This is a genomic window from Couchioplanes caeruleus (assembly GCF_003751945.1).
In the GTDB taxonomy this organism is placed as follows: domain Bacteria; phylum Actinomycetota; class Actinomycetes; order Mycobacteriales; family Micromonosporaceae; genus Actinoplanes; species Actinoplanes caeruleus.
Window position 1 is genome coordinate 5,847,568 of the sequence record NZ_RJKL01000001.1, and the last position, 25,260, is coordinate 5,872,827.

General features: G+C 71.5%; 17 protein-coding genes and 1 pseudogene. 14 read left to right on the plus strand and 4 right to left on the minus strand.

Annotated features, from left to right (window positions below):
* The first annotated feature begins 103 nt into the window (after nt 1-103).
* From EDD30_RS26215 to EDD30_RS26260, 10 genes and pseudogenes are all read left to right on the plus strand, one after another.
* On the plus strand, nt 104-1,285 hold the full coding sequence (locus tag EDD30_RS26215; RefSeq protein WP_071805127.1) for a cysteine desulfurase family protein: 1,182 nt from the start codon (nt 104-106) through the stop codon (nt 1,283-1,285).
* A gap of 88 nt (nt 1,286-1,373) precedes the next feature.
* Nucleotides 1,374-2,441: pseudogene (gene mnmA / locus EDD30_RS26220) on the plus strand (tRNA 2-thiouridine(34) synthase MnmA); the annotation flags it as partial.
* Between the two features lie 157 nt (nt 2,442-2,598).
* Nucleotides 2,599-3,720 carry a uroporphyrinogen decarboxylase/cobalamine-independent methonine synthase family protein gene (locus EDD30_RS26225; protein WP_123678522.1) on the plus strand — a complete coding sequence of 374 codons (1,122 nt, stop codon included), beginning with the start codon at nt 2,599-2,601 and terminating at the stop codon, nt 3,718-3,720.
* A 327-nt stretch (nt 3,721-4,047) separates the two neighbouring features.
* Nucleotides 4,048-4,401 (plus strand): VOC family protein, encoded by a 354-nt coding sequence (locus EDD30_RS26230; protein ID WP_211277792.1) that lies wholly within the window; start codon nt 4,048-4,050, stop codon nt 4,399-4,401.
* 386 nt (nt 4,402-4,787) lie between these two features.
* Nucleotides 4,788-7,118, plus strand: coding sequence for an NAD-dependent DNA ligase LigA (gene ligA / locus EDD30_RS26235; RefSeq protein WP_244945409.1), 2,331 nt, complete (start codon nt 4,788-4,790; stop codon nt 7,116-7,118).
* 330 nt (nt 7,119-7,448) lie between these two features.
* Nucleotides 7,449-9,503 carry a putative bifunctional diguanylate cyclase/phosphodiesterase gene (locus EDD30_RS26240; RefSeq protein WP_084556403.1) on the plus strand — a complete coding sequence of 685 codons (2,055 nt, stop codon included), beginning with the start codon at nt 7,449-7,451 and terminating at the stop codon, nt 9,501-9,503.
* A 156-nt stretch (nt 9,504-9,659) separates the two neighbouring features.
* Nucleotides 9,660-9,959 carry an Asp-tRNA(Asn)/Glu-tRNA(Gln) amidotransferase subunit GatC gene (gene gatC, locus EDD30_RS26245; RefSeq protein WP_071805642.1) on the plus strand — a complete coding sequence of 100 codons (300 nt, stop codon included), beginning with the start codon at nt 9,660-9,662 and terminating at the stop codon, nt 9,957-9,959.
* Nucleotides 9,960-9,964: 5 nt separating this feature from the next.
* Nucleotides 9,965-11,440 carry an Asp-tRNA(Asn)/Glu-tRNA(Gln) amidotransferase subunit GatA gene (gatA, locus tag EDD30_RS26250; RefSeq protein WP_071805666.1) on the plus strand — a complete coding sequence of 492 codons (1,476 nt, stop codon included), beginning with the start codon at nt 9,965-9,967 and terminating at the stop codon, nt 11,438-11,440.
* Nucleotides 11,441-11,576: 136 nt separating this feature from the next.
* Entirely contained in the window at nt 11,577-13,070 is a 1,494-nt protein-coding gene (gene gatB, locus EDD30_RS26255; protein WP_071805643.1) for an Asp-tRNA(Asn)/Glu-tRNA(Gln) amidotransferase subunit GatB, read from the plus strand.
* Nucleotides 13,071-13,834: 764 nt separating this feature from the next.
* Nucleotides 13,835-14,089 (plus strand): hypothetical protein, encoded by a 255-nt coding sequence (locus tag EDD30_RS26260; protein ID WP_071805644.1) that lies wholly within the window; start codon nt 13,835-13,837, stop codon nt 14,087-14,089.
* Nucleotides 14,090-14,427: 338 nt separating this feature from the next.
* Here EDD30_RS26260 and EDD30_RS26265 read toward each other — a convergent pair whose 3' ends face one another.
* Together EDD30_RS26265 and EDD30_RS26270 are read right to left on the minus strand one after the other, a co-directional pair.
* Nucleotides 14,428-16,014 (minus strand): metallophosphoesterase family protein, encoded by a 1,587-nt coding sequence (locus tag EDD30_RS26265; RefSeq protein WP_071805645.1) that lies wholly within the window; start codon nt 16,012-16,014, stop codon nt 14,428-14,430.
* A gap of 51 nt (nt 16,015-16,065) precedes the next feature.
* Nucleotides 16,066-17,190: a PQQ-dependent sugar dehydrogenase gene (locus tag EDD30_RS26270; protein WP_071805646.1), complete on the minus strand. Its 1,125-nt coding sequence runs from the start codon at nt 17,188-17,190 to the stop codon at nt 16,066-16,068.
* A 109-nt stretch (nt 17,191-17,299) separates the two neighbouring features.
* On the opposite strand from EDD30_RS26270, the gene EDD30_RS26275 reads away from it, so the two are divergent.
* Nucleotides 17,300-18,226, plus strand: a complete 927-nt coding sequence (locus EDD30_RS26275; protein WP_071805647.1) for a 2-hydroxyacid dehydrogenase — start codon at nt 17,300-17,302, stop codon at nt 18,224-18,226.
* Here EDD30_RS26275 and EDD30_RS26280 read toward each other — a convergent pair.
* The gene (locus EDD30_RS26280; protein WP_071805648.1) at nt 18,201-18,593 is read right to left on the minus strand and encodes a PH domain-containing protein; all 393 of its coding nucleotides are present in this window, start codon (nt 18,591-18,593) and stop codon (nt 18,201-18,203) included. The genes EDD30_RS26275 and EDD30_RS26280 overlap by 26 nt on opposite strands.
* Before the next feature lie 56 nt (nt 18,594-18,649).
* Between EDD30_RS26280 and EDD30_RS26285 the strand changes: the two genes are divergently transcribed.
* From EDD30_RS26285 to EDD30_RS26295, 3 genes are all read left to right on the plus strand, one after another.
* Nucleotides 18,650-19,735 (plus strand): WD40/YVTN/BNR-like repeat-containing protein, encoded by a 1,086-nt coding sequence (locus EDD30_RS26285; protein WP_071805649.1) that lies wholly within the window; start codon nt 18,650-18,652, stop codon nt 19,733-19,735.
* Nucleotides 19,735-20,010, plus strand: a complete 276-nt coding sequence (locus tag EDD30_RS26290) for a MoaD/ThiS family protein (protein WP_071805650.1) — start codon at nt 19,735-19,737, stop codon at nt 20,008-20,010. The genes EDD30_RS26285 and EDD30_RS26290 overlap by 1 nt, the downstream gene beginning before the upstream one ends.
* A gap of 172 nt (nt 20,011-20,182) precedes the next feature.
* Nucleotides 20,183-22,804, plus strand: a complete 2,622-nt coding sequence (locus EDD30_RS26295; RefSeq protein WP_244945410.1) for a putative bifunctional diguanylate cyclase/phosphodiesterase — start codon at nt 20,183-20,185, stop codon at nt 22,802-22,804.
* A 560-nt stretch (nt 22,805-23,364) separates the two neighbouring features.
* Here the strand turns inward: EDD30_RS26295 and ilvD are convergent.
* Nucleotides 23,365-25,212 (minus strand): dihydroxy-acid dehydratase, encoded by a 1,848-nt coding sequence (gene ilvD, locus EDD30_RS26300; RefSeq protein WP_071805652.1) that lies wholly within the window; start codon nt 25,210-25,212, stop codon nt 23,365-23,367.
* Between the last annotated feature and the right edge of the window lie 48 nt (nt 25,213-25,260).

Below are 25,260 nucleotides of genomic sequence, written 5' to 3' on the forward strand. Positions count from 1 at the left end.
CGGGCCGTTTCTCGTGCTGCCGCTGTCCGGTTCTCCCGCTCGCGGGGCGGGGGTGGCGGGCGCGGCGTATCGGTTGACGGCTCAAGGCATAAGCTTCACCACGATGGCCTACCTGGATCACGCGGCGACCACGCCGATGCTCGCCGAGGCGCTCGACGCGTACGTCGCAGCGGCCCGGCAGGTCGGTAACCCGTCGTCCCTGCACGCAGCCGGCCGATCCGCCCGCCGGCTGGTCGAGGAGTCCCGCGAGCGGATCGCCGCGGTGCTCGGCGCGCGACCCTCCGAGGTGATTTTCACCAGCGGCGGGACGGAAAGCGACAACCTCGCGACGAAGGGCATCCACTGGGCCCGCCGCGACGCGGACCCGCGGCGGAACCGGGTCGTGGCATCCGCGGTGGAGCACCACGCGGTCATGGACGCGGTGCAGTGGCTCGGCTGTCACGAGGGCGCCGCCGTCGACTGGCTGCCGGTCGACCGTTGCGGCCGCGTCGACCCGGCGTCGCTGGCGGAGGTCATCGATGCGCACGGCGACGAGATCACCGTCGTCAGCGTCCAGTGGGCCAACAACGAGGTCGGCACCGTACAGCCGCTCCCCGGGCTGGCGGCGCTGGCCGCCCGGGCCGGAATCCCGTTCCACACCGACGCGGTCCAGGCCGTCGGCCAGATCCCGGTCGACTTCGCCGCCAGCGGCGCGGCGGCGATGACCGTCAGCGGCCACAAGCTGGGCGGCCCGGTCGGCGTCGGCGCCCTCCTGCTGGGCCGCGACATCGCCGCGACCCCGCTGCTGCACGGCGGCGGGCAGGAACGAGACGTACGCTCCGGCACGCTGGACACCCCCGGCGTCGTCGCGTTCGCCGTCGCGGTGGAGGCGGCGGTCAAGAGCCAGCAGGAGTACGCCGCCCGCGTCGCTGCCCTCCGGGACGAGCTGGTCGCCCGCGTGCGAGCGGCCATCCCCGATGCGGTCTTCAACGGTGACGCGGCCGATCGGCTGCCGGCCAACGCGCACTTCTCCTTCCCCGGATGTGAGGGGGACGCGTTGCTGCTGCTCCTCGACGCTCAGGGAATATCCTGCTCGACCGGCTCGGCTTGCTCGGCGGGTGTGGCGCAGCCCTCACACGTCCTGCTCGCCATGGGCGCCGACGACGACCGCGCGCGGTCGTCGTTGCGTTTCACGCTGGGACACACCACGACGCTGGAGGACGTCGACGCGCTGCTGGCGGCGTTGCCGGGGGCGGTCGAGCGGGCCCGCAGGGCGACGGCCTGGAAGACGCCGCGTCAGCCGTAGGCGGCTGTGCAATGTCACACTGATCGCCGGCCTTCTCGCCGGGGCGGGCGGTGGGGAAGTGCCGGAGGCGGCGGCTAGGCTTGCCAGCGTGCGAGTGCTTGCAGCAATGTCCGGCGGTGTCGACTCCGCCGTCGCCGCCGCGCGCGCCCGGGATGCCGGCCATGACGTGACCGGCGTGCATCTGGCGCTGGCGCGAAATCCCCAGACCTACCGGACCGGGGCGCGGGGCTGCTGCACCCTCGAGGACTCCCGGGATGCCCGGCGGTCCGCCGATGTCATCGGCATCCCGTTCTACGTGTGGGACATGGCCGACCAGTTCCACGAGAGCGTGGTCGACGACTTCGTCGCCGAGTATGCCGCCGGCCGGACGCCGAACCCCTGCCTGCGGTGCAACGAGAAAATCAAGTTCGCCGCGGTGCTGGACCGCGCGGTCGCCCTCGGCTTCGACGCCGTGGTCACCGGCCACCACGCCCGTCTCGGCGCCGACGGCATGCTGCGGCGCAGCGTCGACCTCGCCAAGGACCAGTCCTACGTCCTGGCGGTGCTCACCCGCGCGCAGCTCGACCGCGCGATCTTCCCGCTGGGCGACTCCACCAAGGCGCAGGTCCGCGAGGAGGCGGCGGCCCGCGGCCTCGCCGTCGCGGAGAAGCCCGACTCGCACGACATCTGCTTCATCGCCGACGGCGACACCCGCGGCTTCCTCGCCGGCCGCCTAGGCGAGGCCCCCGGCGACATCGTCGACGGTCGCACGGGCACGGTGCTGGGGCAGCACTCCGGTGCCTACGCCTACACGGTCGGCCAGCGCAAGGGCCTGGACCTGCGCGTCCCGGCGCCCGACGGCCGTCCCCGCTACGTCCTGTCGATCACGCCGAAGACCAACACCGTGACGGTGGGCCCGCGCGAGGACCTCGCCGTCAGCACAGTGACCGCCGAACGCCCGATCTGGCACGGCGAGCGCACCCCGATCGACTGTGACGTGCAGCTCCGCGCGCACGGCGAAGTCGTCCAGGCCGTGGTGACCCTCGACGACGACGACGGACTGACCGCCCGCCTCCGGACGCCGGCCCGAGGAGTCGCCGCCGGCCAGGCGATCGTGGCCTACCGTCCGGACCCGGACGGCGACATCGTGCTCGGCTCGGCGACCATCACGGCGGGCACCAACGACGAGGCCGGCTCCGCTCCTCGCGCTGCGGCCGGAGCCAGCGCTGCATCCGGCTCCCGCAATCCCGTCGGCTCCGTCCCGCCTTCCCCTCATGGCGTCGGCTCTGTCTCGGGTTCTCGTGATGGCGTCGGCTCTGTCTCGGGTTCTCGCGATGGCGTTGACTCTGCGTCGGGGTCCCGCGGTGCCTGACTTTCCCTGGGCGCGCGGCTCGGCGACCGCGCTCGGGTCGCTGCCCGGCACTGATGTTGCCGAAGCCCAGCGGCTCGTCGTGGGCGAGCTGCCCGAGCTGCCGCACCTCGTCGAGCTGCCCGAGCGCGGCCCCGGCGCCGACATGATCGGGCGAGGCGCCGCGTTCCTCGTGGAACTGCCGGTCCAGCTCTACGCCGGTCGGTGGCAGATCGCGCCGCGGCCCGGAAGGGACATGCGGCGCACGGCCGACCTGCTGGAGCGGGACCTCGACCAGCTCACCGAGCAAGGCGACGGCTACACCGGCACCGTCAAGGTGCAGGCCGCCGGCCCGTGGACGCTCGCCGCGAGCCTCGAGCTGCCCGTCGGCGGCCGGATGCTGCGCGACCCGGGCGCCGTGCGCGACGTGACCGACTCTCTCGCCGAGGGACTGCGCCGCCACGTGGCCGACGTGAGCAAGCGGCTGCCCGGCGCAACCGTGCTGCTTCAACTGGACGAGCCCTCCCTCCCGGCGGTGCTCGCCGGCCGCGTGCCGACCGAGAGCGGACTCAGCGCCTACAAGGCCGTAGACGGCCCCGACGCGGCCGCCGCCCTACGAACCGTCATCGAGACCGTCGGCGTTCCGGTGGTCGTGCATTGCTGTGCCCCGGGCGTACCGTTGCAGGTCCTGAGGGATGCCCGAGCCGCCGCCGTCGCGCTGGACCTGGCGTTGCTCAAAGATCTCGACCCCCTCGGCGAGGCGATCGAGGCCGGCCTCGGCCTCTTCGCCGGCGCCGTGCCGACCCGGCCACCGTCGGCGGGCCGCCCGCCGGCGTCAACGGTGGCGGGCGGGGCCCGAACGGCGGCGAGCAACCCGGTGTCGGCGGTGGCGGGCCGGTCCCGGGCGGCGGCGAGCAGCCCGGTGTTGGCCGCCCAGATCGCGGATCGCGTCGGTGGATTGTGGAGCAAGCTGGGCTTCCCGGCCGCGCGCCTACCGGAGCAGGTGGTGGTGACGCCGGCATGCGGCCTCGCGGGAGCCCCACCGGAGTATGTCCGCGCAGTGCTCAAGGCATGCCGCGAGGCCGGCCGCCGACTGGCGGAGGCCTGAACTTCGTGCCCGCCGGACCCTGACCGCCTGGGTAACCGGCACCGGTGAGCTGACCGCACGTGGTCAGCGCGCCGGGACCTACCACCATGGGCGAGCTGCTGCTTAGGGCCGGTTGACCGGGGCGCGGCCGCGTCGGTGCCCGTCGGTGTCCGCCCGCGCTGCTGGCGTCCGTCGGCGCTGCCGGCGTCCGTCCGCGCTGCTGGCGTCCGTCGGCGCTGCCGGCGTCCGTCCGCGCTGGCGTCCGTCGGCGCTGCCGGCGTCCGTCGGCGGGCGGAACTCTGATCGTTCGGGTCTTTTCTGTCGGACCCGGCGGGCATCATGCGAGGCATGATTGGACGTCTCGACACCGTCGTCATCGACTGCCCCGACCCGCGCGCCCTGGCCCGGTTCTACATCGAACTGCTCGGCATGCACGTCGTCCAGGACGAGGACGACTGGGTGCTGATCCGCACCGACTCCGACGCACCCAGCCTCGCGTTCCAAAAGGCGCCCGACCTGCTTCCGCCACAGTGGCCCGACCCCGACCGTCCCCAGCAGTTCCACCTGGACGTCCGCGTGGACGACATCGACAAGGCGGAACAGCGAGCTCTCGCGGCCGGCGCCAAGCGGCTGGACGGCGGCGGAGACAGTTTCCGGGTCTACGCCGATCCGGTGGGTCATCCGTTCTGCCTGGTCTGGTAACGACTTCCGCCCGAACCTCGACCAGTCTTTCGCCACGTAGGTGACGGTCGTCCTGTGGTGTCCGAGTGACGGTGAGCCGGTGCCCTCGGCGGCGAGGCGGTGTTGTTGTGGCGGCGAGGCGGTGCGTTTGCGGTGGCGAAGTCGTGCCCCCTTGCTGGCGATTTGCGGGCGGCCGATCAGGGCGGCTGAACCGGCGTGGCTAGGCGGGAGCGGTTGGACGGGGCGGCTGAACGGGCGTGGTGAAGCACGGGCGGTCGGATGGGGCGGCTGAACGGTGTGGCGAGACGGGTAACACGGTCGTCGGCGACGACGGCCGTGCGGGTCGGCCGGTTTTCTCGGAGGGGCCGACTAACGTGCCTCCTGAAACACGAACACGGAGGTCCCCGGTGCCCGAGAAGCAGTATCCCCACGCCGACTCGCCGGCAGTCGGCGCCGAGCAAGGCAAGCTCGCCGACGCCGAGGAGGTCGCCGCGAAGGAGGCCATCGCCGCCGGGCAGTCGGCCAGGCAGGTCGCCGCGGGGGAGTTCGCCGCCGGGGAGTCGAGGTCCGAGCAGGTCGCTGCGGCTGGGGAGCTCACCACGGGGGAGCCGACGCCTGAGCAGGTCGCTGCGGCCGGGAGCGAGCCGACTCCCGAGGCCAGCTCCCGCCATGCCGAGCTGAGCGACGAGATCCGCGGGCATCAGTACCGCTACTACGTCCTGGATTCGCCGACCATCTCGGACGCGGAATTCGACAAACTCCTGCGCGAACTGACGGCGCTCGAGGAAGAGTTTCCGGCCCTGCGGACTCCGGACTCGCCTACGCAGAACGTCGGCGGGACCTTCTCCACCCAGTTCACACCGGTGGAGCATGCCGAGCGGATGATGTCGCTGGACAACGTCTTCGACGATGCCGAGCTCGGCGCGTGGGCCGAGCGGACCCTGCGTGATGCCGGCGGGCCGGTCGAGTTCATCTGCGAGCTCAAAGTCGACGGTCTGGCCATCAACCTCACGTACGAGCGGGGCAAGCTCGTCCGGGGTGCGACGCGGGGCGACGGGCGTACGGGTGAGGACGTCACGCCGAACGTCCGTACGATCCGGGAGATCCCCGAGCGTCTGGCCGGCGAGGATCCGCCAGAGCTGCTCGAGGTGCGAGGCGAGATCTACTTCCCCGCCTCCGCCTTCGCCGACCTCAACGCCTCGCTGGTCGAGCAGGGCAAGGCGCCGTTCGCCAACCCTCGCAACGCCGCTGCCGGCAGCCTGCGGCAGAAGGACCCGCGGATCACCGCGACCCGGGGATTGCGGATGGTGGTGCACGGGATCGGCGCCCGCAAGGGCTTCACCCCTGCCTCGCAGTCCCATGCGTACGCGGCGTTGAAGGCGTGGGGCCTGCCGACCAGCGACCGTTGGAAACTGGTCGACGGCCTGAGCGGCGTCCGGAAGTACATCGACTACTACGCCGAGCATCGTCACGACGTCGAGCACGAGATCGACGGGGTCGTCGTCAAGGTCGACTCCGTGGCCATTCAGGGACGGCTCGGCTCGACCAGCCGGGCGCCCCGCTGGGCCATCGCCTTCAAGTATCCGCCCGAGGAGGTCACCACCAAGCTGCTCGACATCGACGTCAACGTCGGGCGGACCGGGCGCGTGACACCGTTCGCCGTGCTCGAGCCCGTACGCGTGGCGGGGTCGACCGTCGCCCTGGCGACCCTGCACAACGCGCGGGAGGTCGAGCGCAAGGGCGTCTGGATCGGTGACACCGTCGTGCTGCGCAAGGCCGGCGACGTCATCCCCGAGGTGCTCGGCCCGGTGATCGACCTGCGTCCCGAGGACGCGCGGCCGTTCGTGATGCCGACCGAGTGCCCGGCGTGCGGCACGACCCTGGCACCCGCCAAGGAAAGCGACGTCGACATCCGCTGTCCCAACACCCGGTCCTGCCCGTCCCAGTTGCGGGAGCGGGTGTTCCACCTGGCAGGCCGCGGGGGGTTCGACATCGAGGTGCTCGGCTACAAGGCGGGGCAGGCGCTGCTGGATTCGCAGATCATCACCGATGAGGGCGACCTGTTCCACATCACCGCCGACGACCTGCGGCGTGCTCCCTTCTTCGTCAACAAGGACGGCAGTCTCGGCAGCAATGCGGTCAAGCTCCTGGAGAACTTCGAGGAGGCCAAGCAGAAACCGCTGTGGCGGGTCCTGGTCGCGCTCTCGATCCGGCACGTCGGTCCGACCGCCGCGCAGGCACTGGCTCGGCACTTTGGCACGCTGGAAGCCATCGAGGCGGCGCTGACCGAGGACCACGTCGAAGAGCTGTCCGCGGTGGAGGGTGTCGGACCGACGATCGCCGAGAGCCTCCGGGAATGGTTCGCCGTCGACTGGCACCGCGACATCGTCACCAAGTGGCGCGAGGCCGGAGTGAAGATGGCCGACGAGCGGACGGATGAGGGGCCGCGGCCGCTGGAGGGGCTGACGGTGGTCGTCACCGGCACGCTCGCCTCGTACTCGCGGGATGCCGCAACCGAGGCGGTGACGGCCCGCGGCGGGAAGGTGAGCGGCTCGGTGTCGAAGAAGACCGGCTTCGTCGTGGTCGGGGACAACCCTGGCAGCAAGTACGACAAAGCTCTGCAACTGAAGGTCCCGGTGCTGGACGAGGAAGGATTCGCGGTGCTGCTTGCGAAAGGCCCGGAAGCAGCCAGGGCGGTGGCGGAGATCGGGGAGGAGTCCGCCAAGGAACAGTCCTGACCGCAGTCCCGCCCAGGCATGCCCACGCGAAGTAGGCGGTTCCTCGAGGCTCGGAGGGGCCGGCCAGTTGTCGTGCCCGCTCGAGAGTGCCGATTCGATGGGCGTGCCGACTTGCCACGGCCGGCCCGGGAAGTCGCCCGGTGGCGCCTGCCGGGGAGCGTCGTCGGGAAGGCGCGCCGAAGCGTGGCCGCTCCAACGGGTGAAAGTGTCATCGTTCCGTGTTCTATCACTTATGCCAATTTGATAACGGCGAGTCTGTTTCGCGTAGTTTTGTCGATACGGATCTAGGGTGAGGTGAACTCGGTCGGTCGACGCCATCGTGGAGGTCGCATGGGTGCCGCACAGCAGCGCATCTCCACGCCGGGTGAGCGGCAGGACCGGTCGGCCAGGCGCGGCGCCATCACCGCCGTCAGTGGAGCGTTGTTGGTCGACGCCGTGCTCGCGCTGTCCTTCTCCGGCACCTTCGCGCGGCTGCCCACCGCCTTCTGGGTGATGGCGGGCCTGGCCCTCGCCGTCGACGTCCGGCCCTACGTGGTGGCGAACCGGCGTGCCAGCTCGGTCATCCTTCCCTCGATCTGCTTCACCTTCGGCATCGCGCTGGCGTGGGGGTTCGTGCCCGCCGTCGCGGTGCAACTGGCCGCGATGGCCGTCGCCGGCATACGGATGAGGCAGTCGCCGCGGCGAGCCCTGCACCTGGCCGTCCAGCACGCCTGCGCGCTCGCCGGGGCCGCGCTCGTCGCCGGGCTGGCCGGGCTGCGCCTCGACGCCGAGCCGGACTGGGACGACGCCCTCATCACGGTGGCCGCCGCGGCCGCCTGGATCGGCGCCCGGTACGGGCTCGACTCCCTCGCCGCGCGGCTGCTCAGCGACGGCCGTAGGCGCCGGCGCGTGCAGCGGTGGGGCGTCGAGCTGTTCGCCACGGCCGCACTGCTGCTGCTCGGTCCGATCGTGCTCGCCGCCGCGCAGGTCGGTGTCGCGCTCGTGCCCTTGGTGCTGCTGGCACTGCACGCCGTGCATCGGATGGTGCGGTCGGCGGGCGAGTACGAGCGGGCCGCGCGCGTCGACGTTCTCACCGGCCTGCCGAATCGGCGGGCACTGCAGGCGTCGGTCGCCGAGCGGGGCAACAGTCGGGGCTCGCACCGCCCCGAGCGGCGGATCGCCTTGCTGCTGTTGGACCTCGACCGGTTCCGTACGGTCAATGACGCCCTCGGGCACACTCACGGCGACCGGCTGCTGGTCCAGGTGGCACAGCGCCTGACTGCGGCCGTACCCCCGCATGATCTTGTCGTCCGGCTCGGGGGTGACGAGTTCGCAGTGCTGGCGACCCGGGTCGACGGGCCGGCCGCGGCCCGGCGGATAGCGGCGCACCTGGCCGACGCGCTCGGTTCGCCGTTCGCTTTGGACGGCCTGATCATCGACGTCAGTGCGTCGATCGGGATCGCGCTGCAGTCCGAGCGCGGCGGTGACGGCGCCGCGCTGCTGCGCCAAGCCGAGGCCGCGATGTACGACGCCAAGCAGCGCGGCGCCCAGATGGCGGTATACGCGCGCGACGCCGAGCATCACACGCCCGACCTCACCCTCCTCGCAGACCTGCGGCATGCCTTGCAGCAGGAGCCTGCCGAGGGTCTGATGCTCTATTACCAACCGCAGATCGCCATCGCCACCGGTGAAGTCGTCGGTGTGGAGGCCCTGCTGCGCTGGCGGCACCCCGAGCGCGGTGTGGTCGGTCCCGAGGAGTTGCTGCGCGTCGTCGAGCAGACGCCGGTGATGCGCCTGCTGACCAGCCGGGTGCTGCGCGAGGTTGTCGGCCAGCTCGCGGACTGGCGGGCCGGTGGTCGCCCCGTCCGGGCCTCCGTCAACGTCAGCGTGCGCGACCTGCACGCCACGGACATCGCCGAGGAGATCAAGGACCTTCTGCTCCGGTACGGCGTGCCGGCCGACCTGCTGCAGCTCGAGATCACCGAAAGTGCGCTGATGGCCGACCCGCACCGGGTCCTCGACACCATCACCCGGCTCGACCGGATGGGGGTCGCGATCTCGCTGGACGACTTCGGCACCGGCTACTCCTCGCTGCAGCATGTGCGCCGGCTGCCGCTGTCCGAGGTGAAGATCGACCGGTCCTTCGTGCTCGGCATGGCCTCCGACGCCGGCGACTCGGCGATCGTCCGGTCCGTCATCGCGCTCGCCGGCTCGCTCGACCTGCGGGTCGTCGCCGAGGGTGTGGAGGACGAACGCACCTGGCGCCTGCTTGCCACCGCCGGGTGCCACGCCGCCCAGGGCTGGTTCCACGCCCGCCCGATGCCGGCCGCGGACTTCACCGAGTGGTTGGCGCGATATCGCCCGCTGCGGCCGGGCCGCGAACCGGGCGCCTTGGCCACGACGTAGGAGAAGCATCGGCCCAGTCTTCCGGTTCGCCGGGCGGACCGGTCCGTTGTCCACAGGCGGTCCGTTATCCACAGACCGGGGAGCCGCCCGGCAAACCGCTCGCCGGGGCAAATAGACTTCTCCGGTCAGCATCACCGACGGAAACCAGGGGGCACGATGGCCGCCATCTCCCGCGAAGAGGTCGCGCATCTCGCGCGCCTGTCGCGGCTCGCCGTGACCGAGGAGGAGCTGGACAAGTTCGCCGGTCAGCTCGATGTCATCCTCCAGTCCGTCGCCCGCATCGGTGACGTCGCGGCCGAGGACATCCCGCCGACCTCGCACTCCGTCCCGCTGACCAACGTCTACCGCGACGACGTCGTGCGGCCCGGCCTGACGCAGGACGAGGCACTGTCCGGCGCGCCGGACGCCGCCGACGGCCGCTTCCGCGTGCCGCGCATCCTGGATGAGGAGGAGTGAGTGCCGTGACGGACGTCACCAGGATGACGGCGGCGCAGATCGCCGGCCTCATCGCGACCGGCGAGGCTTCCGCCGTCGAGGTCGCGACCGCGCACCTCGACCGGATCGCCGCCGTCGACGACCGCGTTCACGCGTTCCTGCACGTCGACCGGGATGGCGCGCTCGCCGCCGCGGCCGACGTCGACGCGCGCCGAGGCCGCGGCGAGCAGCTCGGACCGCTGGCCGGTGTGCCGGTCGCGGTCAAGGACATCATCGCCACCAAGGGCGTGCCGACGACCGCGGCCTCAAAGATTCTCGAGGGCTGGCGGCCGCCCTATGATGCGACGCTCGTCGAGCGGCTCCGCGCCGCGGGCACCGTCATGCTCGGCAAGACCAACATGGACGAGTTCGCGATGGGCTCCTCCACGGAATATTCCGCGTACGGGGCCACCAACAACCCGTGGGACCTCGGGCGCATCCCCGGCGGCTCCGGCGGCGGCAGCGCGGCATCGCTCGCCGCCTTCGAGGCGCCGCTCGCGATCGGCACGGACACCGGCGGATCGATCCGCCAGCCCGGCGCGGTCACCGGCACGGTCGGGTCCAAGCCGACGTACGGTGGCACGTCCCGTTACGGCCTCATCGCCTTCTCCTCGTCGCTGGACACACCCGGCCCGTGCGCGCGGACGGTCGAGGACGCGGCGCTGCTGCACGCCGTCATCGGAGGCCACGACGTGCGCGACTCGACGTCGATTCCGCAGGCGGTGCCGGACGTGGTCGGCGCGGCCCGCCTCGGAGCCACCGGCGACCTGACCGGCGTCAAGCTCGGGGTGGTCAAGGAGTTCGCCGGCGAGGGTGCCGAGCCCGGGGTCCTCGCCGCGTTCCGCGAGTCGGTCGAGGCCCTGGTCAAGCTCGGCGCCGAGGTCGTCGAGGTGTCGTGCCCGCACTTCGAGTACGCGCTTCCGGCCTACTACCTCATCGCGCCGAGTGAGGCGTCGTCCAACCTGGCCCGCTTCGACGGCGTGCGTTACGGCCTGCGCTCCGGCGACGACGGCAACCGCTCGCTCGAGGAGGTCATGTCGCTGACCCGCGACGAGGGCTTCGGCCCGGAGGTCAAGCGGCGCATCATTCTCGGCACGTACGCGCTCTCCAGCGGTTACTACGACGCGTACTACGGCCAGGCGCAGAAGGTCCGCACGCTGATCACGCGGGACTTCACCTCGGCGTTCGAGCGGGTCGACGTGCTGATCTCGCCGACCACGCCGTTCGTGGCGTTCCCGTTCGGGTCCCGCACCTCCGACCCGTACCAGATGTACCTCGCCGACCTCTACACGATCCCCACCAACCTCTACGGCGGGCCGGCGATCTCCGTGCCGTGCGGGCTGTCCGAGGGGCTGCCGGTCGGCTTCCAGATCATGGCGCCGACGATGGCCGACGACCGCATGTACCGCGTGGCCGCGGCGCTGGAGTCGGCGGTCGGCACTCTCACCCCGCCCGAGCTCTGACACCGGTGCTTCGGCCGGGTTCTCGAGCCCGGCCGGAGCACCATCGGATCGTAAGAAAACCGGCGGGATCTCCGCCGGTCCCGCCCACTAGGCTTGGTTCCGTCAGGATGCCCCGCTGCCACCTGGAGTTTCCCGCATGAGTACGACTGTGCTTCCCTCGTACGAGGACGCGACCTCCCGCTACGAGCCGGTGATCGGCCTGGAGACACACGTCGAGCTCGGCACGAACACCAAGATGTTCTGTAGCTGCCCGACCGACTTCGGCGCGGAGCCCAACACTCAGGTCTGCCCCGTCTGCCTGGCCTTGCCGGGTGCGCTGCCGGTTGCGAACCGCGCCGGCATCGAGGCCACCATCCGGATCGGCCTGGCCCTCAACTGCGACATCGCCAGTTGGTGCCGCATGGCCCGGAAGAACTACTTCTACCCGGACATGCCGAAGAACTTCCAGACCTCGCAGTACGACGAGCCCCTGTGCGTCGACGGCTACGTCGATGTCGAGGTGGACGGCGAGACCGTTCGCATCGGCATCGAGCGGGTCCACCTCGAGGAGGACACCGGCAAGACGCTGCATGTCGGCGGCGCCACCGGCCGCATCCACGGCGCTACCGAGTCGCTGGTGGACTACAACCGGGCCGGTATCCCGCTCGTCGAGATCGTCACCAAGCCGGTGCCGGGTCTCGGCGCCAAGGCCCCCGAGGTCGCCCGCGCCTACGTGACGGAGCTGCGCGACATCATCCGCTCGCTCGGCGTCTCCGACGTCCGCATGGAGCAGGGCTCGCTGCGGTGCGACGTGAACACCTCGCTGAACAAGCCGGGCGAGGAGTGGGGCACGCGTACCGAGACCAAGAACGTGAACTCGCTGCGGTCGGTCGAGCGGGCCGTCCGCTCCGAGATCATCCGTCAGGCCGGCATCCTCGACGACGGCGGCAAGATCGTGCAGGAGACCCGTCACTTCCAGGAGGACACCGGCGACACCCGCTCGGGGCGTTCCAAGGAGACGGCCACCGACTACCGCTACTTCCCCGAGCCCGACCTCGTCCCGATCGCGCCGGACCCGGCCTGGGTCGCGGAGCTGAAGGCCAGCCTTCCCGAGCGTCCTAGCGCAAAGCGCGCCCGCCTCCGCGAGGACTGGGGCATCAGCGAGCTCGACATGCAGTCGGTCGCTAACGCCGGCGCCGTCGAGCTCATCGAGGAGACGATCGCCGCCGGCGCGAGCCCGGCCGGCGCCCGCAAGTGGTGGATGGGCGAGCTCGCCCGCCGCGCCAACGAGACCGGCGTCGAGCTGGCCGACGTCGGCGCCACCCCGGCCCAGGTCGCCCAGCTCCAGTCCCTGGTCGACGCGGGCAAGCTCAACGACAAGCTCGCCCGCACGGTCCTCGAGGGCGTCGTGGCCGGCGAGGGCGACCCGGCCCAGGTCATGACCGCCCGCGGCCTCGGCGTCGTCTCGGACACCGGCGCCCTCCAGGCCGCCGTCGACGAGGCCATCGCCGCCAACCCCGACATCGCCGCCAAGATCCGCGACGGCAAGCTGGCCGCGGCAGGCGCCCTGGTCGGCGCGGTCATGAAGACAACCCGCGGCCAGGCCGACGCCAAGACCGTCCGAGAGCTCATCCTCGCCCGCCTGAGCTGACCGGCCGATTTTCGGCCCGTCTTGGTGGGCCGGTCGGTTCCCGGCTCGCCTCGGCTGGCGGTCCACTTCTGATCGACCCGCAACTCTGAGCCGGATTCCTCCCTCCCGGCGGCGACACGGATTCGTCGGTGCCGACCGGTAGCGGACGGGCAGCATCGGTCGGCTGCGGTCGGGTGCGGATGGGCGGCGTTGGTCGGCTGCGGTCGGGTGCGGATGGGCGGCGTTGGTCGGCTGCGGTGGGTCGGCTGCGGTCGGGTGCGGACGGGCAGCATCGGTCGGCTGCGGTCGGCCGTGTGGTGTGCGTCGTCAGCGACTGGAGATGTGCGATGAGTGGGCAGATCAGTTGGGTGCTGCGGTCGTCGGTGACTGGCTGCGCGGTGGATGGTGAGCTGTTGCGTGGTGCGGTCGCTACCGACTGGGCTGTGCGGCGGACGGTGAGCAACCGCGTGGTGTTGTCGTGAGCGACTGGGCTCTGCAATGAGACGAGGGATCAAGTTGCGCGCGGTGGTCGCCAGTGAGCGGGCCGCCCGGTGAGTAATGACCAGCTACGCGTTGCGGTTGCGGTGACTAGGTTGTGCATTGAGCGGGCGGGACCATGCGGCGCTTGTCGCTGCTAGTGCCGACACCGTGGTGCGCCGCCTCCTGCGCGACGCGCGCATTCCGCGGCTGCTGGCGCTTGTCCGTCGTGGCGGCCGGTTCTTCGATGCCGACGTCGCGCTAGTCGAGGATGCGAGCGGTACATCATCGACTCCGGAGGCTGGCGCATGTCGACGGAGTGGAGGCGCGCCTGGCCGCACATGCGGTTCGGGCACGCCTATCCGGTGTTGCAGCCGGTCGATCTCGATGCGCACAAGCTGGCGCTCTATCGGTACGCGCAGGTGCTGTCTCTGACCGAGAGTCCATTGCGGCTTGCGGAGACCGACTTCCCCGATCGGGCTGCGGAGACCGACTTCCCCGATTGCCGATGGATGCTCGACCTCGCTGAACGCAACGTTGTCAAGGCGCTCGCCGTCGTCTGACCGGCAGCTCGACAGACCCGTCGCATCGAAGGCCGGCGGGCAGAGGCGAGATTGGGCCCGGCATGAACGATGCGCCGCCGCTAGTCGCCATGCGCCAGAGAATGTTTATCCGCAGAGAAGTTGGCCGAGTGCGCGGGTGGCGAGGAGCCCTGGAAAGGGGACCGCGGAGGTGGGGCGTGTTGGTGGCGGGTCCGGCTGGGTGCGGCGGCGTGTGGCTGGGGGTGGGGGCTTCGCGGAGGGTAGGTCGTGTTATCGGCAGGTCCGCCCGGATGCGGGCGGCATGCGGCCGGGACGGCAGCGGGCCGGCCGGTGTCCTCTTCGCCTTGCTATGGCCGTACTTATCGGCGGCTTGGGCTTAGTCCTGGGGTGACGCCGTTGACGACCGACGGGTGGGTGGTGGGTTCGGGGTCGATGCCGATGACCTTGCGTTGCATTTCGACGTTGGATTCGCCGGTGCCGCCGAGGTGGATGTCGTCGTAGGCCTTGAGCGTCTGGTTTTCGTCGAAGTACAGGACCGACATCTGTAGTGGCGTCGGCTCCTCCTTTTCCAGGCCGCGCAGGCCGGCGCCGCCCGTCGAACCCTCCACCAGCAGGCGGGTCCGGGGGGCGGGTGTCATCGGTGACGGGGCCGGGGAGGGTGAGGCGCCGTCCTCCGGGGAGCTGGGGGGATCGAGCATGCTGACCTCGCGCTTGTGCAGGTGGCCCGCCAGCACCACCGGTACCACCCCGGACAGAGGCGGGGCCATCGCCGGGTCGTGGACGAGGGCCACGCCTACCTTGGTCTTCGACTGCGCGATGGTCGTGGCCAGCCGCTCGCCGCTGGCCAGCAGCGGGTTGGTCACGGGGTCGTCCGCGGATCGGGCGGGAGGGGTTTCGCTCTTGTCCGGAGTGAATTCGGGGTCGCCGATGCCCGCGATGGTCAGGCCGTTGATGGTGACGGTGGTGTTGTCCAGGACCTTCGCGTTCTTCTGGCGGGCCACCGCCGCCTGGATGGCCATCGAGTCGTGGTTGCCGCGCACGTAGATGTACGGCACGCCGAGCTGGCCGATGCTGTTCACGTATGTCGTCTCCGCGCTGCTGCCCCAGTCGACGATGTCGCCCGTGTCCACCACGGCGTCGACGTCCCAGGCCTTGACCACCGTCTTGATGACGTTCCAGGCGGCCGGGTTCAGGTGCAGGTCGGAGACGTGCAGGATGCGGGTGGTGTTGCCGGACGGCTCCACCGGCAGGCTGGAGACCGTGGTGTAGATGCGGCTGACGTTGCTCACCAGCTCCGCGAGCTGGTCGGCGTAGCGGCCGTAGTTGTCCGCGATGCGGCGGGCGTCGCCGACCACCGCCGGGGCGTTGACCAGCAGGCCCTCGTACCGCGGTTCGCCGATCGAATCCGGGCGGGCGGTGCCGGCGGCCAGCCCCAGACTGCCGCCCGTCACGGTCAGGGCGATCACGCCCGCCGAGGCCACGCGGCGGACGTTGCGGAAGATCAGCGAGGCCAGGATCAGCGCGCACCCGATCGCGGCGCCGAGCGCGCGCAGGCTCAACTGCAGCACGCCGCGGGTGACGTCGTCGACCGCGGACTGGCCGACCACGCCGATCGCGGTCGGGTCCTCGATCAGGGCCTCGGTGCGCTGCTGGTCCAGCGCGCCGAGGTTGACCTTCAGGTGGATGGGGCCGGCGTGGCTGTCGAGGTGCAGCGACCCCAGGGGCGGGATGTCGACCTCGGTGCCGCCCCGGACCGACGGGCTGATCGACATGTCCGCGCGGAACGGGCCCACCGGAATCTCCGACTGGGCCAGCAGCATCGTGCCGACGACGACGCCGGTGAGGCTCACCAGGAGGACGGCCGCCCACACGCGCAGACGCTGGGTCCAGGAGTGCCGCCACACCCGCATGGCGACGGCGGTCAACTGCGAAAGTCTGTTCTTCATGGTCAACGGCTCACCTGCCCCCGTGTGCCGGTCGTCAAACGGTAACGCCGGTCAGCTACGGCCCGCGCCACCATCGGAGAAGACAAGTCGGATGATGCGGTCGTCCTCCGGTGCCGGGTCGCCGCCGTCCTCCTGGTTCGAGGTGGCGACCCAGAGCGAGCCGTCGGGTGCCGCGGTCACGGCCCGCAACCGCCCGAACTCGCCGGCCAGCAGTGCCCGGGGCTGCCCGAACACCGTGCCGTTGCCGGTCACGTCGACCATCCACAGCCGCTGGCCCCGCAGGCAGGCCGTGGCGACCATCCGCTCCAGCACCGCGACGCCCGAGCAGAACGACTCCGCGATCGGCCAGCTCACCAGCGGGTTCGTGAACTTCGCGTCGGTGCCGTTGCCCTCGACGGCCGGCCAGCCGTAGTTCTTGCCTTTCTGGATCACGTTCAGCTCGCCGGTCTTGTTCTGGCCGGACTCGCTCGCGTACATCCGTTTTCCGGAATCCCAGGCGATGCCCTGCACGTTGCGGTGGCCTGACGACCAGACCGGTGAGTCCTTGACCGGGTTGCCCGGCGCAGGCTTGCCCTCCGCGGTGATCCGCAGAATCTTGCCTCCCAGGCTCTTCGGATTCTGCGACTGGGCGCCGCCCGTGCCGTCCGAGGTCGTCACGTAGAGCCCTCCGTCCGGGCCGAACTCGAGCTGGCCGCCGTTGTCCTCGCGGGAGCGGGGGATGCCGGTGAGGATCGGCTCCGGCTTGCCCTTCAGCTTCAGCTTCGCGACCCGGTTGTCCTTGGCCGTCGAGTAATACACGAAGACGGTCTGATCGGTGGCGTAGCCGGGCGAGACCGCGATGCCCAGCAGGCCGCCGTCGCCACCCGCGGTGACTTCGGCGAGCCGCTGCACCTCGGTGACGCGCAGCCCGGCGGCGTCCGACTCCGGTCCGACCTTGAGGATGCGGGCCGTGTCGCGCTCGGTGACCAACGCCGAACCGTCGGGCAGGAACGCCATGCCCCAGGGGACTTCCAGCCCCTTGGCCAGCACGGTCACCGCCACTTCTCGCTCACCGCCGCCCTCCGGGGCCGTGGAAACCGACGGAGTGGGCAGGTTGGGCGGGGCGCCGGCCACGTCCGGGTCCGGCGGACCGAAGGTGCATGCGGTGGTGAGGGTCAGCGCGGTGCCGAGCGTCATGGCACACGCGCGGGCGCGGCGACTGCGCACGGTCACGGGATCTCCTCGTTCACCAGACCAGGGTAGCCGCGGGCGGACCGGCAGCCGCGGCCCCGACTAGTTTGGTGACGTGATGGTATGGATTGCCCACGAGGCGGGCCGTGAGCTGCTCGGCGCGGTGCCTCCCGGCGTCCAGGTCGAGGTGTGCGCGGACGCGGCGGCCTTCCCGTCCGACCCCGCCGCGGTCCGCTTCTGGGTGCCGCCGTTCCTGGCCACCGTGCGGGCCGCCGGGCAACTGCCTCGCTTCCCGAAGCTGGGGGCGGTCCAGTTGCTGTCCGCGGGCGCGGACGCGTGGGTGGGTCAGGTGCCGCCCGGCGTCGCATTGTGTGACGCGCGGGGCGTGCACGACAAGCCCGTCGCCGAGTGGGTTCTCGGCGCCGCCATCGGCGCGTTTCGGAGGTTCCCGGACTTCGTCCGCGCCCAGGAGCGGGAGGAGTGGGCGATCAAGGCCTACGCGCCGACCCGGGAGCTGACCGGGAAGAAGGTGCTGATCGTGGGCGCGGGGTCGATCGGACGGGCCATCGAGCAGCACATGGCGCCCTTCGGCGTGGAGATCACGCGGGTCGCTCGTACGGCTCGGCCCGGCGCGGACGTGCACGGTGTGGACGAGCTGCCGCGCTTACTCCCGTACGCGGAAGTGGTGGTCTTGGTGGTGCCGTTGACCGATCTGACCCGCGGCCTGGTGGACGCCGCTTTCCTCGCCGCGATGCCGGACGGCGCGCTGCTGGTGAACGCCGCCCGCGGCCCCGTGGTGGACACCGACGCTCTGGTCGGGGAGCTGGCCTCCGGGCGCCTCTCGGCCGCGATGGACGTCACCGACCCGGAGCCGTTGCCAGCCGGTCACCCTCTGTGGCGGCTGCCCAACGCGTTCATCACCCCGCATGCCGCCGGGACCGTCGCCGGTCTCCTGCCGCGTGCGTACGGCCTGGTGGGCGACCAGATCCGCCGCTTCGTGTTCGGCGAGCCGCTGATCAATCAGGTGTCGGAGGGTTACTGACCTCCTGGCCGCCCGCCTTGAGGACGGCCGCGAGGTTGTTCGTGGTGACCCCGGTGAGCGGCACCGTCATGCCGTCGGTGAGCAGGGCCGTGACGCGACCCCGCCGGTCCGGCGCCAGCTCGGCCACCCGCGACCAGGACACCTTCGTGGAGCCGATCAGCGCCCGCACCCGCAGCTCCTCGGCGTCCACGTCGGTGCCCGCCCGCCAGGCCCAGACCGCGACGGCCAGCGGGATCAGCAGCACCGGGGCGAGCTGCCATCCGGCGCTGAGAAGAGAAACGGTGCCGACGAACGCGATCACGGCGGCGAAGAAGACGGCGCCGGACTTGCGGACGCGTAGGACGGGCTTTCGACTCACGCTCGTCATCCTCCCACCCGGCGGAAGGACAATTTTTGTCGGACCCGGCGCCCATACTTTCCCCCATGACCGAACTGCTCGCCATCGGCACCCAGAAAGGCCTGTTCCTGGCCACCAGTGACGACGACCGGCAGAGTTGGCAGGTCAGCTCTGCGCACTTCTCCATGCAAGCCGTCTACTCCGTCGCCTTCGACACCCGGGGACCGTCCCTGCGCGTGCTGGCCGGAGTCGAGAGCTCCCACTTCGGCCCCAGCGTGGCCGTCAGCGACGACCTCGGCACCACCTGGCAGGAGCCCGACAAGGCCCCGCTCGCCTTCCCGCCCGACGCCGGCGCCGCGGTGGAAAGGGTCTGGCAGATCGTTCCCGCGGGTCCCGATCAGCCTGGCGTCGTCTACGCGGGCACCCAGCCGTCCGCGCTGTGGCGTTCCGAGGACGGCGGCCACACCTACCAGTTGATCCGCGGCCTGTGGGACCACCCGCATCGGCCCGACTGGGGCGCCGGGTTCGGCGGCCAGGCGGTCCACACCATCCTTCCGCACCCCACCGACCCACAGCGCATCCTCGTGGCGATGTCCACCGGCGGCGTCTATCGCACGGCCGACGGCGGTGAGACCTGGGCGCCCGCCAACGAGGGCATCAAAGCCTACTTCCTGCCCGACCCGTGGCCGGAGTTCGGCCAGTGCGTGCACAAGGTGGCCCGCGACGGCGCCAATCCCGACCATTACTACGCACAGAACCACCACGGCGTCTACCGCTCGACCGACGGCGGCGCCTCCTGGCAGTCCATCGCCGACACCCTGCCCGCCGACTTCGGCTTCGCGATGGTGGCCCATCCGTCCACTTCCGGCACCATCTGGAATTTTCCGCTGACCGCCGACGGTGAGCGGCACCCCGTCGACCTGATGTGCCGGGTCTTCCGCTCCACCGACGCCGGCACCACCTGGGAGCCGCAGCACAGGGGTTTGCCCGACGGCCGCTACTACCCGGTCGTGCTGCGGGATGCGATGTGCGCCGACAACGCCACCCCGGCCGGCGTCTATGTCGGCACGCGGGCGGGAGACGTTTTTGCCAGCCGTGACGAGGGCGAGAGCTGGTCCACGGTTGCCGCGCATCTGCCCGACGTGCTGTGTGTGCGGGCGGTGCAGGTCTGATGCCGACCATGCTGGTGCCGGGCGTGCTGCGGACGGATGCCGGCGGGGCCGCGAAGTTGGAGGTGGCCGCCGACGGATCCCTGCGGGCGGTGCTCGACGAGGTGGCGCGGCGGTGGCCGCGCCTGGAACGCCGGATCCGTGACGAGAACGGAGTCCTGCGGCGCTACGTGAACGTCTACGTGGACGGTGAGGACTGCCGTCGCTCGGGCGGCCTGGAGACGCCGGTGCCCGCGGCCGCCGAGATCCAGGTGCTCCCGTCGGTCGCCGGGGGATGACTATCACGGCCATCGGACGGGGAAGGTCCATACCCGACGATCCGCCCGTGCGGGGGCAGGCGCTCCGCACGTAACCTGTCCGGGGGACGATCGTTACCCGTGTGGGAGCGGCGTTCCGCGCGCCGATCCCTGCCCCACCCACCCCACGATGTCCGTAGAGGATCCCGTCGACGTGGCAGTGCCGCCCCTCGCACGCCCCGCCACCCGGGCCGGCGCCCGGGTGGCGTTCCTGCTCGCTCCGGCGGCCGGTGCACTCATCCTGGTCGCCGGCACCGCGGGTCTGCTTGCGCCGCTCACCGCCCTTGCCGTGGGCGTCGGGGTGGTCGCGCTCTTCGCCACGGCGGTCCTGTGGCACACCGCGCTCGCCATCCACCACGAGGAGGGCGTCTACGCGGCGTGCCGGGGAGCCGGCTTCATCGGCATGGCGTCGCTGGCCACGGCGGTCACTTGCGGGCTGCTGCTGGCCAGGCCGCCGGCGGTCGCCGTGTGGGCGGCGCTCGGGCTCGCCGCCGCGGCCGGATCCTCCGTGTTCGGCACGATGCTGCTGCCCGGAGCGGCCGCCACGGTCGCGGTGCGGCTGCGGCGGGCTTTCGACGGGCTCGGGCTCGGCGTGAGCCTGGGCTTCGCGGCGTACCTGGTGACGCCGCTGCACCGGACCCCGTGGCCGGCCCTGGCCAACACCCTCATCGCCGCGGCCGGCGTCTCCATCGTCACGGTCATCGTGCTGCGTGCCCGGCTGCATCGGCCCGCCGCCCTGCGCTGCGGTGCCGGCGTGATGGGCGTGCTGATCGTCCTCTGCGCGATCGTCAACCTCGTGCTCGACGGCTCCGCCGGCCGGCTCGTTCCCCTCCTCGGCCTGGTCATCGTCGCCGGGCTCACCCTGGCCGCCGACGGCGGATCCCGGCGTAACCTGCCCGAGCGCCTCGATTCCCGGGAGCTGGACCTCTATCTGTCGAGCTACCCTCTGCTCGCCGTTCCGGCCGGGGTGGGCGTCGTGGCCGCGCTGATCCACCTCATCCTGGTCGGCACCTTCAACACCACGGCGATCGCGCTCGGCGTCTCGATGGTCGCCGTGCTCACGATGCGCGAACTGCTCGTGGTCAGCGACATCCGGCGCTACACGGCCCAGTTGCGGGTGAAGGAGGCGCACTTCCGGTCGTTGGTCGCCGGGGCCACCGACCTCACCCTCGTACTCGACGAACGGCTGAAGATCCGCTGGCAGTCGCCCGCCGCCGCTCGACTGTTCGGGCTCGCCGACGCCGAGGTGGTCGGCCGGACGTTCCTCGAGCTCATCCATCCCGAGGACGTCGCCGGCGCGCAGGCCGGCATCGAGGCGCTGATCGCCGGCGAGCACGCCGACGGGCCGCCCGCCCTGATCAACGCCCGGCTGCTGGACGGCCACGGCATCTGGCGCGACACCGAGTCCACCGTCGCCGACCAGCGGTCGGTCCCCGAGGTCGCCGCGCTGGTCGTCCACGTCCGCGACGTCGGCGAACGCCGCCACCTCGAGCGCACCCTGCACCGCCTCTCCTACACCGATCAGCTCACCGGGCTGGCCAACCGCCGCGCCCTCATGCGCGACCTCCTCGAGTTCCGGCGGCGTGCGGGCCAGCAGGGCACGCTGCTCGTCATCGACCTGCACGGCCTCGCCGAGATCAACGACAGCCGCGGCCGGGAGACCGGCGACGCCGTGCTGATCGAGGTGGGTCGCCGCATCCGCTGCCTGCTGGGCGAGGACGACGTGGCGGCCCGGCTCGGCGGTGACGAGTTCGCCGTCCTCACGCCGGACGGTGCGGTGCTCGCATACGCGCTGGCCACCCGGATCGTCACGGCGGTGATGGAGCCGTACGAGCTGCCCGGCATGATCGTCGAGCTGCACACCAGCGTCGGTCTCGCCGAACTCGCCGGCGGCAAGGACTCCGAGGAGGTCCTGCGCCATGCCGACCTGGCACGCAAGCGCGCGCGCCAGCTCGGCCGGGACCGCGTCGAGTGGTATGACACCGACGTCGAGATCCAGTTGCACCGCCGCATGGACCTCGAACGGGAGCTGCTCGGCGCCGCGGACCGGGGCGAGCTCGACCTCGTCTTCCAGCCGGTGGTGTCGCTCCGCGACGAACAACCCGTCGGCGTCGAGGCGCTGCTGCGCTGGCGTCACCCCAAGCTCGGCACGGTGCTGCCCGCCGAGCTGTTGCCGATCGCCCGCGCCGTCGGCTGCGCCGCCGAGCTGGACGAATGGGTGCTCGAAGAGGCGTGCCGGCGCCTTTCCGGCTGGAGCACCGGCGGCAACGACTTCTGGCTCTCGGTGAACGTCGCCCCGCGGGAGCTGCTCACCGCCCGCTTCCCGGAACGGGTCGCGGAGATCCTGAGCCGCTACGACATCGCCCCGGAACGCCTCGTCGTCGAGGTCCAGGAGACCTGGATCGCCGAGGACGTCCCGGCGATCGTCGCGTCGCTGGCCGGCCTGCGCACCCTCGGCGTCCGCGCCGGCCTCGACGACTTCGGCGCCGGCCAGGCGTCGCTGGCCCACTTGCGTCGGCTCCCGGTCGACATGCTCAAGCTCGACCAGACCCTGGTCAACCAGCGGAGCGAGCACGCCACCACCCCGGCGGTCCTCGACGTGGTGGTGAGCCTGGGCCGGCGGCTCGGGCTCGAGATCGTCGCGAAGGGCCTCGAGTCGCAGGACCAGATCGAGCTCGCCCGGCGGGCGGGCTGCCACTACGGGCAGGGGTTCGCGCTGGCCCGGCCCGCCCCCGCGGAACGCACGGAGGCGTACTTGGAAAGCCATCGGCCGTAGCTCTTTCGACAGTACGGGCACAGTCGCGGCCGAGAGCAGCACCGGGCACGCGCCACCAGGGACGAAGCTTCGTGCGGGGCTGGGCTCTGCGAGCGGCCGCCGGGCTTGTCCTGGGCATCACCACGCTGCTGTCGCTGCGCAGATCGGCGGCTGCCGGCGAAGCGCACGCCCCCGCGGCGCAGGGCCGGGCCGCCTGGCTCGACCGTGAGCCGGCATCGGCGCGGCGGCGGTCCTGTGAGCCGTCGGACACAAGGCGGCGTGGCGGGCGTGGCGGGGCGACGGCGTGGCGTGGCGGGGCGACGGCGTGGCGGGGCGAGGGCGTGGCGGGGCGACGGGGCGACGGCATGGCGGGGTGGCTACGTCGCGGGTGGCGGGGTGGCTACGTCCCGGGTGACAGGGAGGCGAGCTGCGGGGGCCGAGCGCCGAGCGCGGCCGAAGCCGACCCGGCCGGCGGCCGCGCGACCCGGCCGGGCCACGCACGCACATCCGTGCGTGACGCGGGCCGGCCGGTGCTGCTTCTGTCTGCGCGTGTGGCCGTACTTGTCAAAGCCGTACAAACCCTACTCCGGCACCAGCCGATACGCTCCGTCGCTTGCGCTCGTGGCCATCGAGGCATACGCCCGTAGGGCGGCCGAGACCGGGCGCTGCCGGTTGGCCGGCGTGTACGGCTTCGGCCGTCGCTCCTGCTCGTGACGGCGCTGGGCCAGTTCCTCGTCCGGGACGTTGAGGATGATGGCGCGGCCCGGGATGTCGATGATGATCTCGTCGCCGGTCTCGACCAGGGAGATCAGGCCGCCGGATGCCGCCTCCGGGGAGACGTGGCCGATGGACAGGCCGGACGTGCCGCCGGAGAAGCGGCCGTCGGTGATCAGGGCGCAGGCCTTGCCGAGGCCGCGGCCCTTGAGGAACGACGTCGGGTAGAGCATCTCCTGCATGCCCGGGCCGCCCCTGGGGCCCTCGTAGCGGATGATCACCACGTCGCCCTCGACGACCTGCTTGCCGAGGATGCCCTCGACCGCGGCGTCCTGGCTCTCGTAGACGCGGGCCGGGCCGGTGAACTTCCACAGCTCCTCGGCGACGCCGGCGGTCTTCACCACGCAGCCGTCCGGCGCGAGGTTGCCGAAGAGGATCGCGAGGCCGCCGTCGGCGGTGTACGCGTGCTCGACCGAGCGGATGCAGCCCTCGGCGGCGTCCGTGTCGAGGGTGGCCCAGCGGTTGGTGGTGGAGAACGGCTGCGTGGTGCGCACGCCGCCGGGCGCCGCGTGGAAGAGCTCGAGCGCCTCGGCGGAGGGCGATTCGGCGCGAATATCCCATTCGTTCAGCCAGGACGAGAGATCGGGCGAGTGCACCGCGCGGACCTGGTCGCGCAGCAATCCGGCCCGGTGGAGCTCACCGAGCAGGGCCGGGATGCCGCCGGCCCGATGCACGTCCTCCATGTGGTACTTCGGGCTGTTCGGCGCGACCTTCGACAGGCACGGAACCCGGCGGGAGATGCCGTCGATGTCCGCCACGCTGAAGTCGAGTCCCGCCTCGCGGGCCGCGGCCAGCAAATGCAGCACCGTGTTGGTCGAGCCGCCCATCGCCACGTCCAGGGCGACGGCGTTCTCGAAGGCGTCGCGCGAGGCGATCGCACGCGGCAGCACCGACTCGTCGTCGTTCTCGTAGTACTGCTTGGCGATCTCGACGATCAGCGAACCGGCCCGCTCGAAGAGCGCCTTGCGGGAGGCGTGCGTGGCCAGCGTCGAGCCGTTGCCGGGCAGCGCCAGGCCGATCGCCTCGGTGAGGCAGTTCATCGAATTGGCGGTGAACATGCCGGAGCAGGAGCCGCAGGTGGGGCAGGCGGAGCGCTCGATGGTGTCGAGCTGGGCGTCGGTCACCTTCTCGTTCGCGCTGGCGCTCATCGCGTCGACCAGGTCGAGCTTCTCGTGCACCACGCCCTCGATCGCGACCGTCTTGCCGGCCTCCATCGGGCCGCCGGAGACGAACACCGTGGGGATGTTGAGCCGCAGGGCCGCGATCAGCATGCCCGGGGTGATCTTGTCGCAGTTCGAGATGCAGACCAGGGCGTCGGCGCAGTGCGCGTTGACCATGTACTCGACCGCGTCGGCGATCAGCTCGCGGCTGGGCAGGGAGTAGAGCATGCCGCCGTGGCCCATGGCGATGCCGTCGTCGACCGCGATGGTGTTGAACTCGCGGCCGACGCCGCCCGCCTGCGCGATCGAGTCGGCCACGAGGCCGCCGAGGTCCTTGAGGTGCACGTGCCCGGGTACGAACTGGGTGAAGCTGTTGGCGATCGCCACGATGGGCTTGCCGAAGTCGTCGTCGGTCATGCCGGTGGCGCGCCACAGGGCGCGCGCGCCGGCCATCGTCCGACCGTGGGTCGAGGTCCGGGAGCGCAGCTCAGGCATCACTACATAGTGCCACCGTCGGTGGCGAACGGGGGTGCACCGGCGCCG

Excerpts from the sequence above, each read along its gene's own strand:
- EDD30_RS26225 (WP_123678522.1), top strand. The coding sequence starts at position 2,599 with ATGGCGTTGACTCTGCGTCGGGGTCCCGCGGTGCCTGACTTTCCCTGG.
- EDD30_RS26240 (WP_084556403.1), top strand. The coding sequence starts at position 7,449 with ATGGGTGCCGCACAGCAGCGCATCTCCACGCCGGGTGAGCGGCAGGAC.
- EDD30_RS26265 (WP_071805645.1), bottom strand. The coding sequence starts at position 16,014 with ATGAAGAACAGACTTTCGCAGTTGACCGCCGTCGCCATGCGGGTGTGG.
- gatB (WP_071805643.1), top strand. The coding sequence starts at position 11,577 with ATGAGTACGACTGTGCTTCCCTCGTACGAGGACGCGACCTCCCGCTAC.
- EDD30_RS26280 (WP_071805648.1), bottom strand. The coding sequence starts at position 18,593 with ATGACGAGCGTGAGTCGAAAGCCCGTCCTACGCGTCCGCAAGTCCGGC.
- EDD30_RS26230 (WP_211277792.1), top strand. The coding sequence starts at position 4,048 with ATGATTGGACGTCTCGACACCGTCGTCATCGACTGCCCCGACCCGCGC.
- ilvD (WP_071805652.1), bottom strand. The coding sequence starts at position 25,212 with ATGCCTGAGCTGCGCTCCCGGACCTCGACCCACGGTCGGACGATGGCC.
- EDD30_RS26270 (WP_071805646.1), bottom strand. The coding sequence starts at position 17,190 with ATGACGCTCGGCACCGCGCTGACCCTCACCACCGCATGCACCTTCGGT.
- EDD30_RS26260 (WP_071805644.1), top strand. The coding sequence starts at position 13,835 with ATGTCGACGGAGTGGAGGCGCGCCTGGCCGCACATGCGGTTCGGGCAC.
- EDD30_RS26215 (WP_071805127.1), top strand. The coding sequence starts at position 104 with ATGGCCTACCTGGATCACGCGGCGACCACGCCGATGCTCGCCGAGGCG.
- EDD30_RS26290 (WP_071805650.1), top strand. The coding sequence starts at position 19,735 with ATGCCGACCATGCTGGTGCCGGGCGTGCTGCGGACGGATGCCGGCGGG.
- gatC (WP_071805642.1), top strand. The coding sequence starts at position 9,660 with ATGGCCGCCATCTCCCGCGAAGAGGTCGCGCATCTCGCGCGCCTGTCG.
- EDD30_RS26285 (WP_071805649.1), top strand. The coding sequence starts at position 18,650 with ATGACCGAACTGCTCGCCATCGGCACCCAGAAAGGCCTGTTCCTGGCC.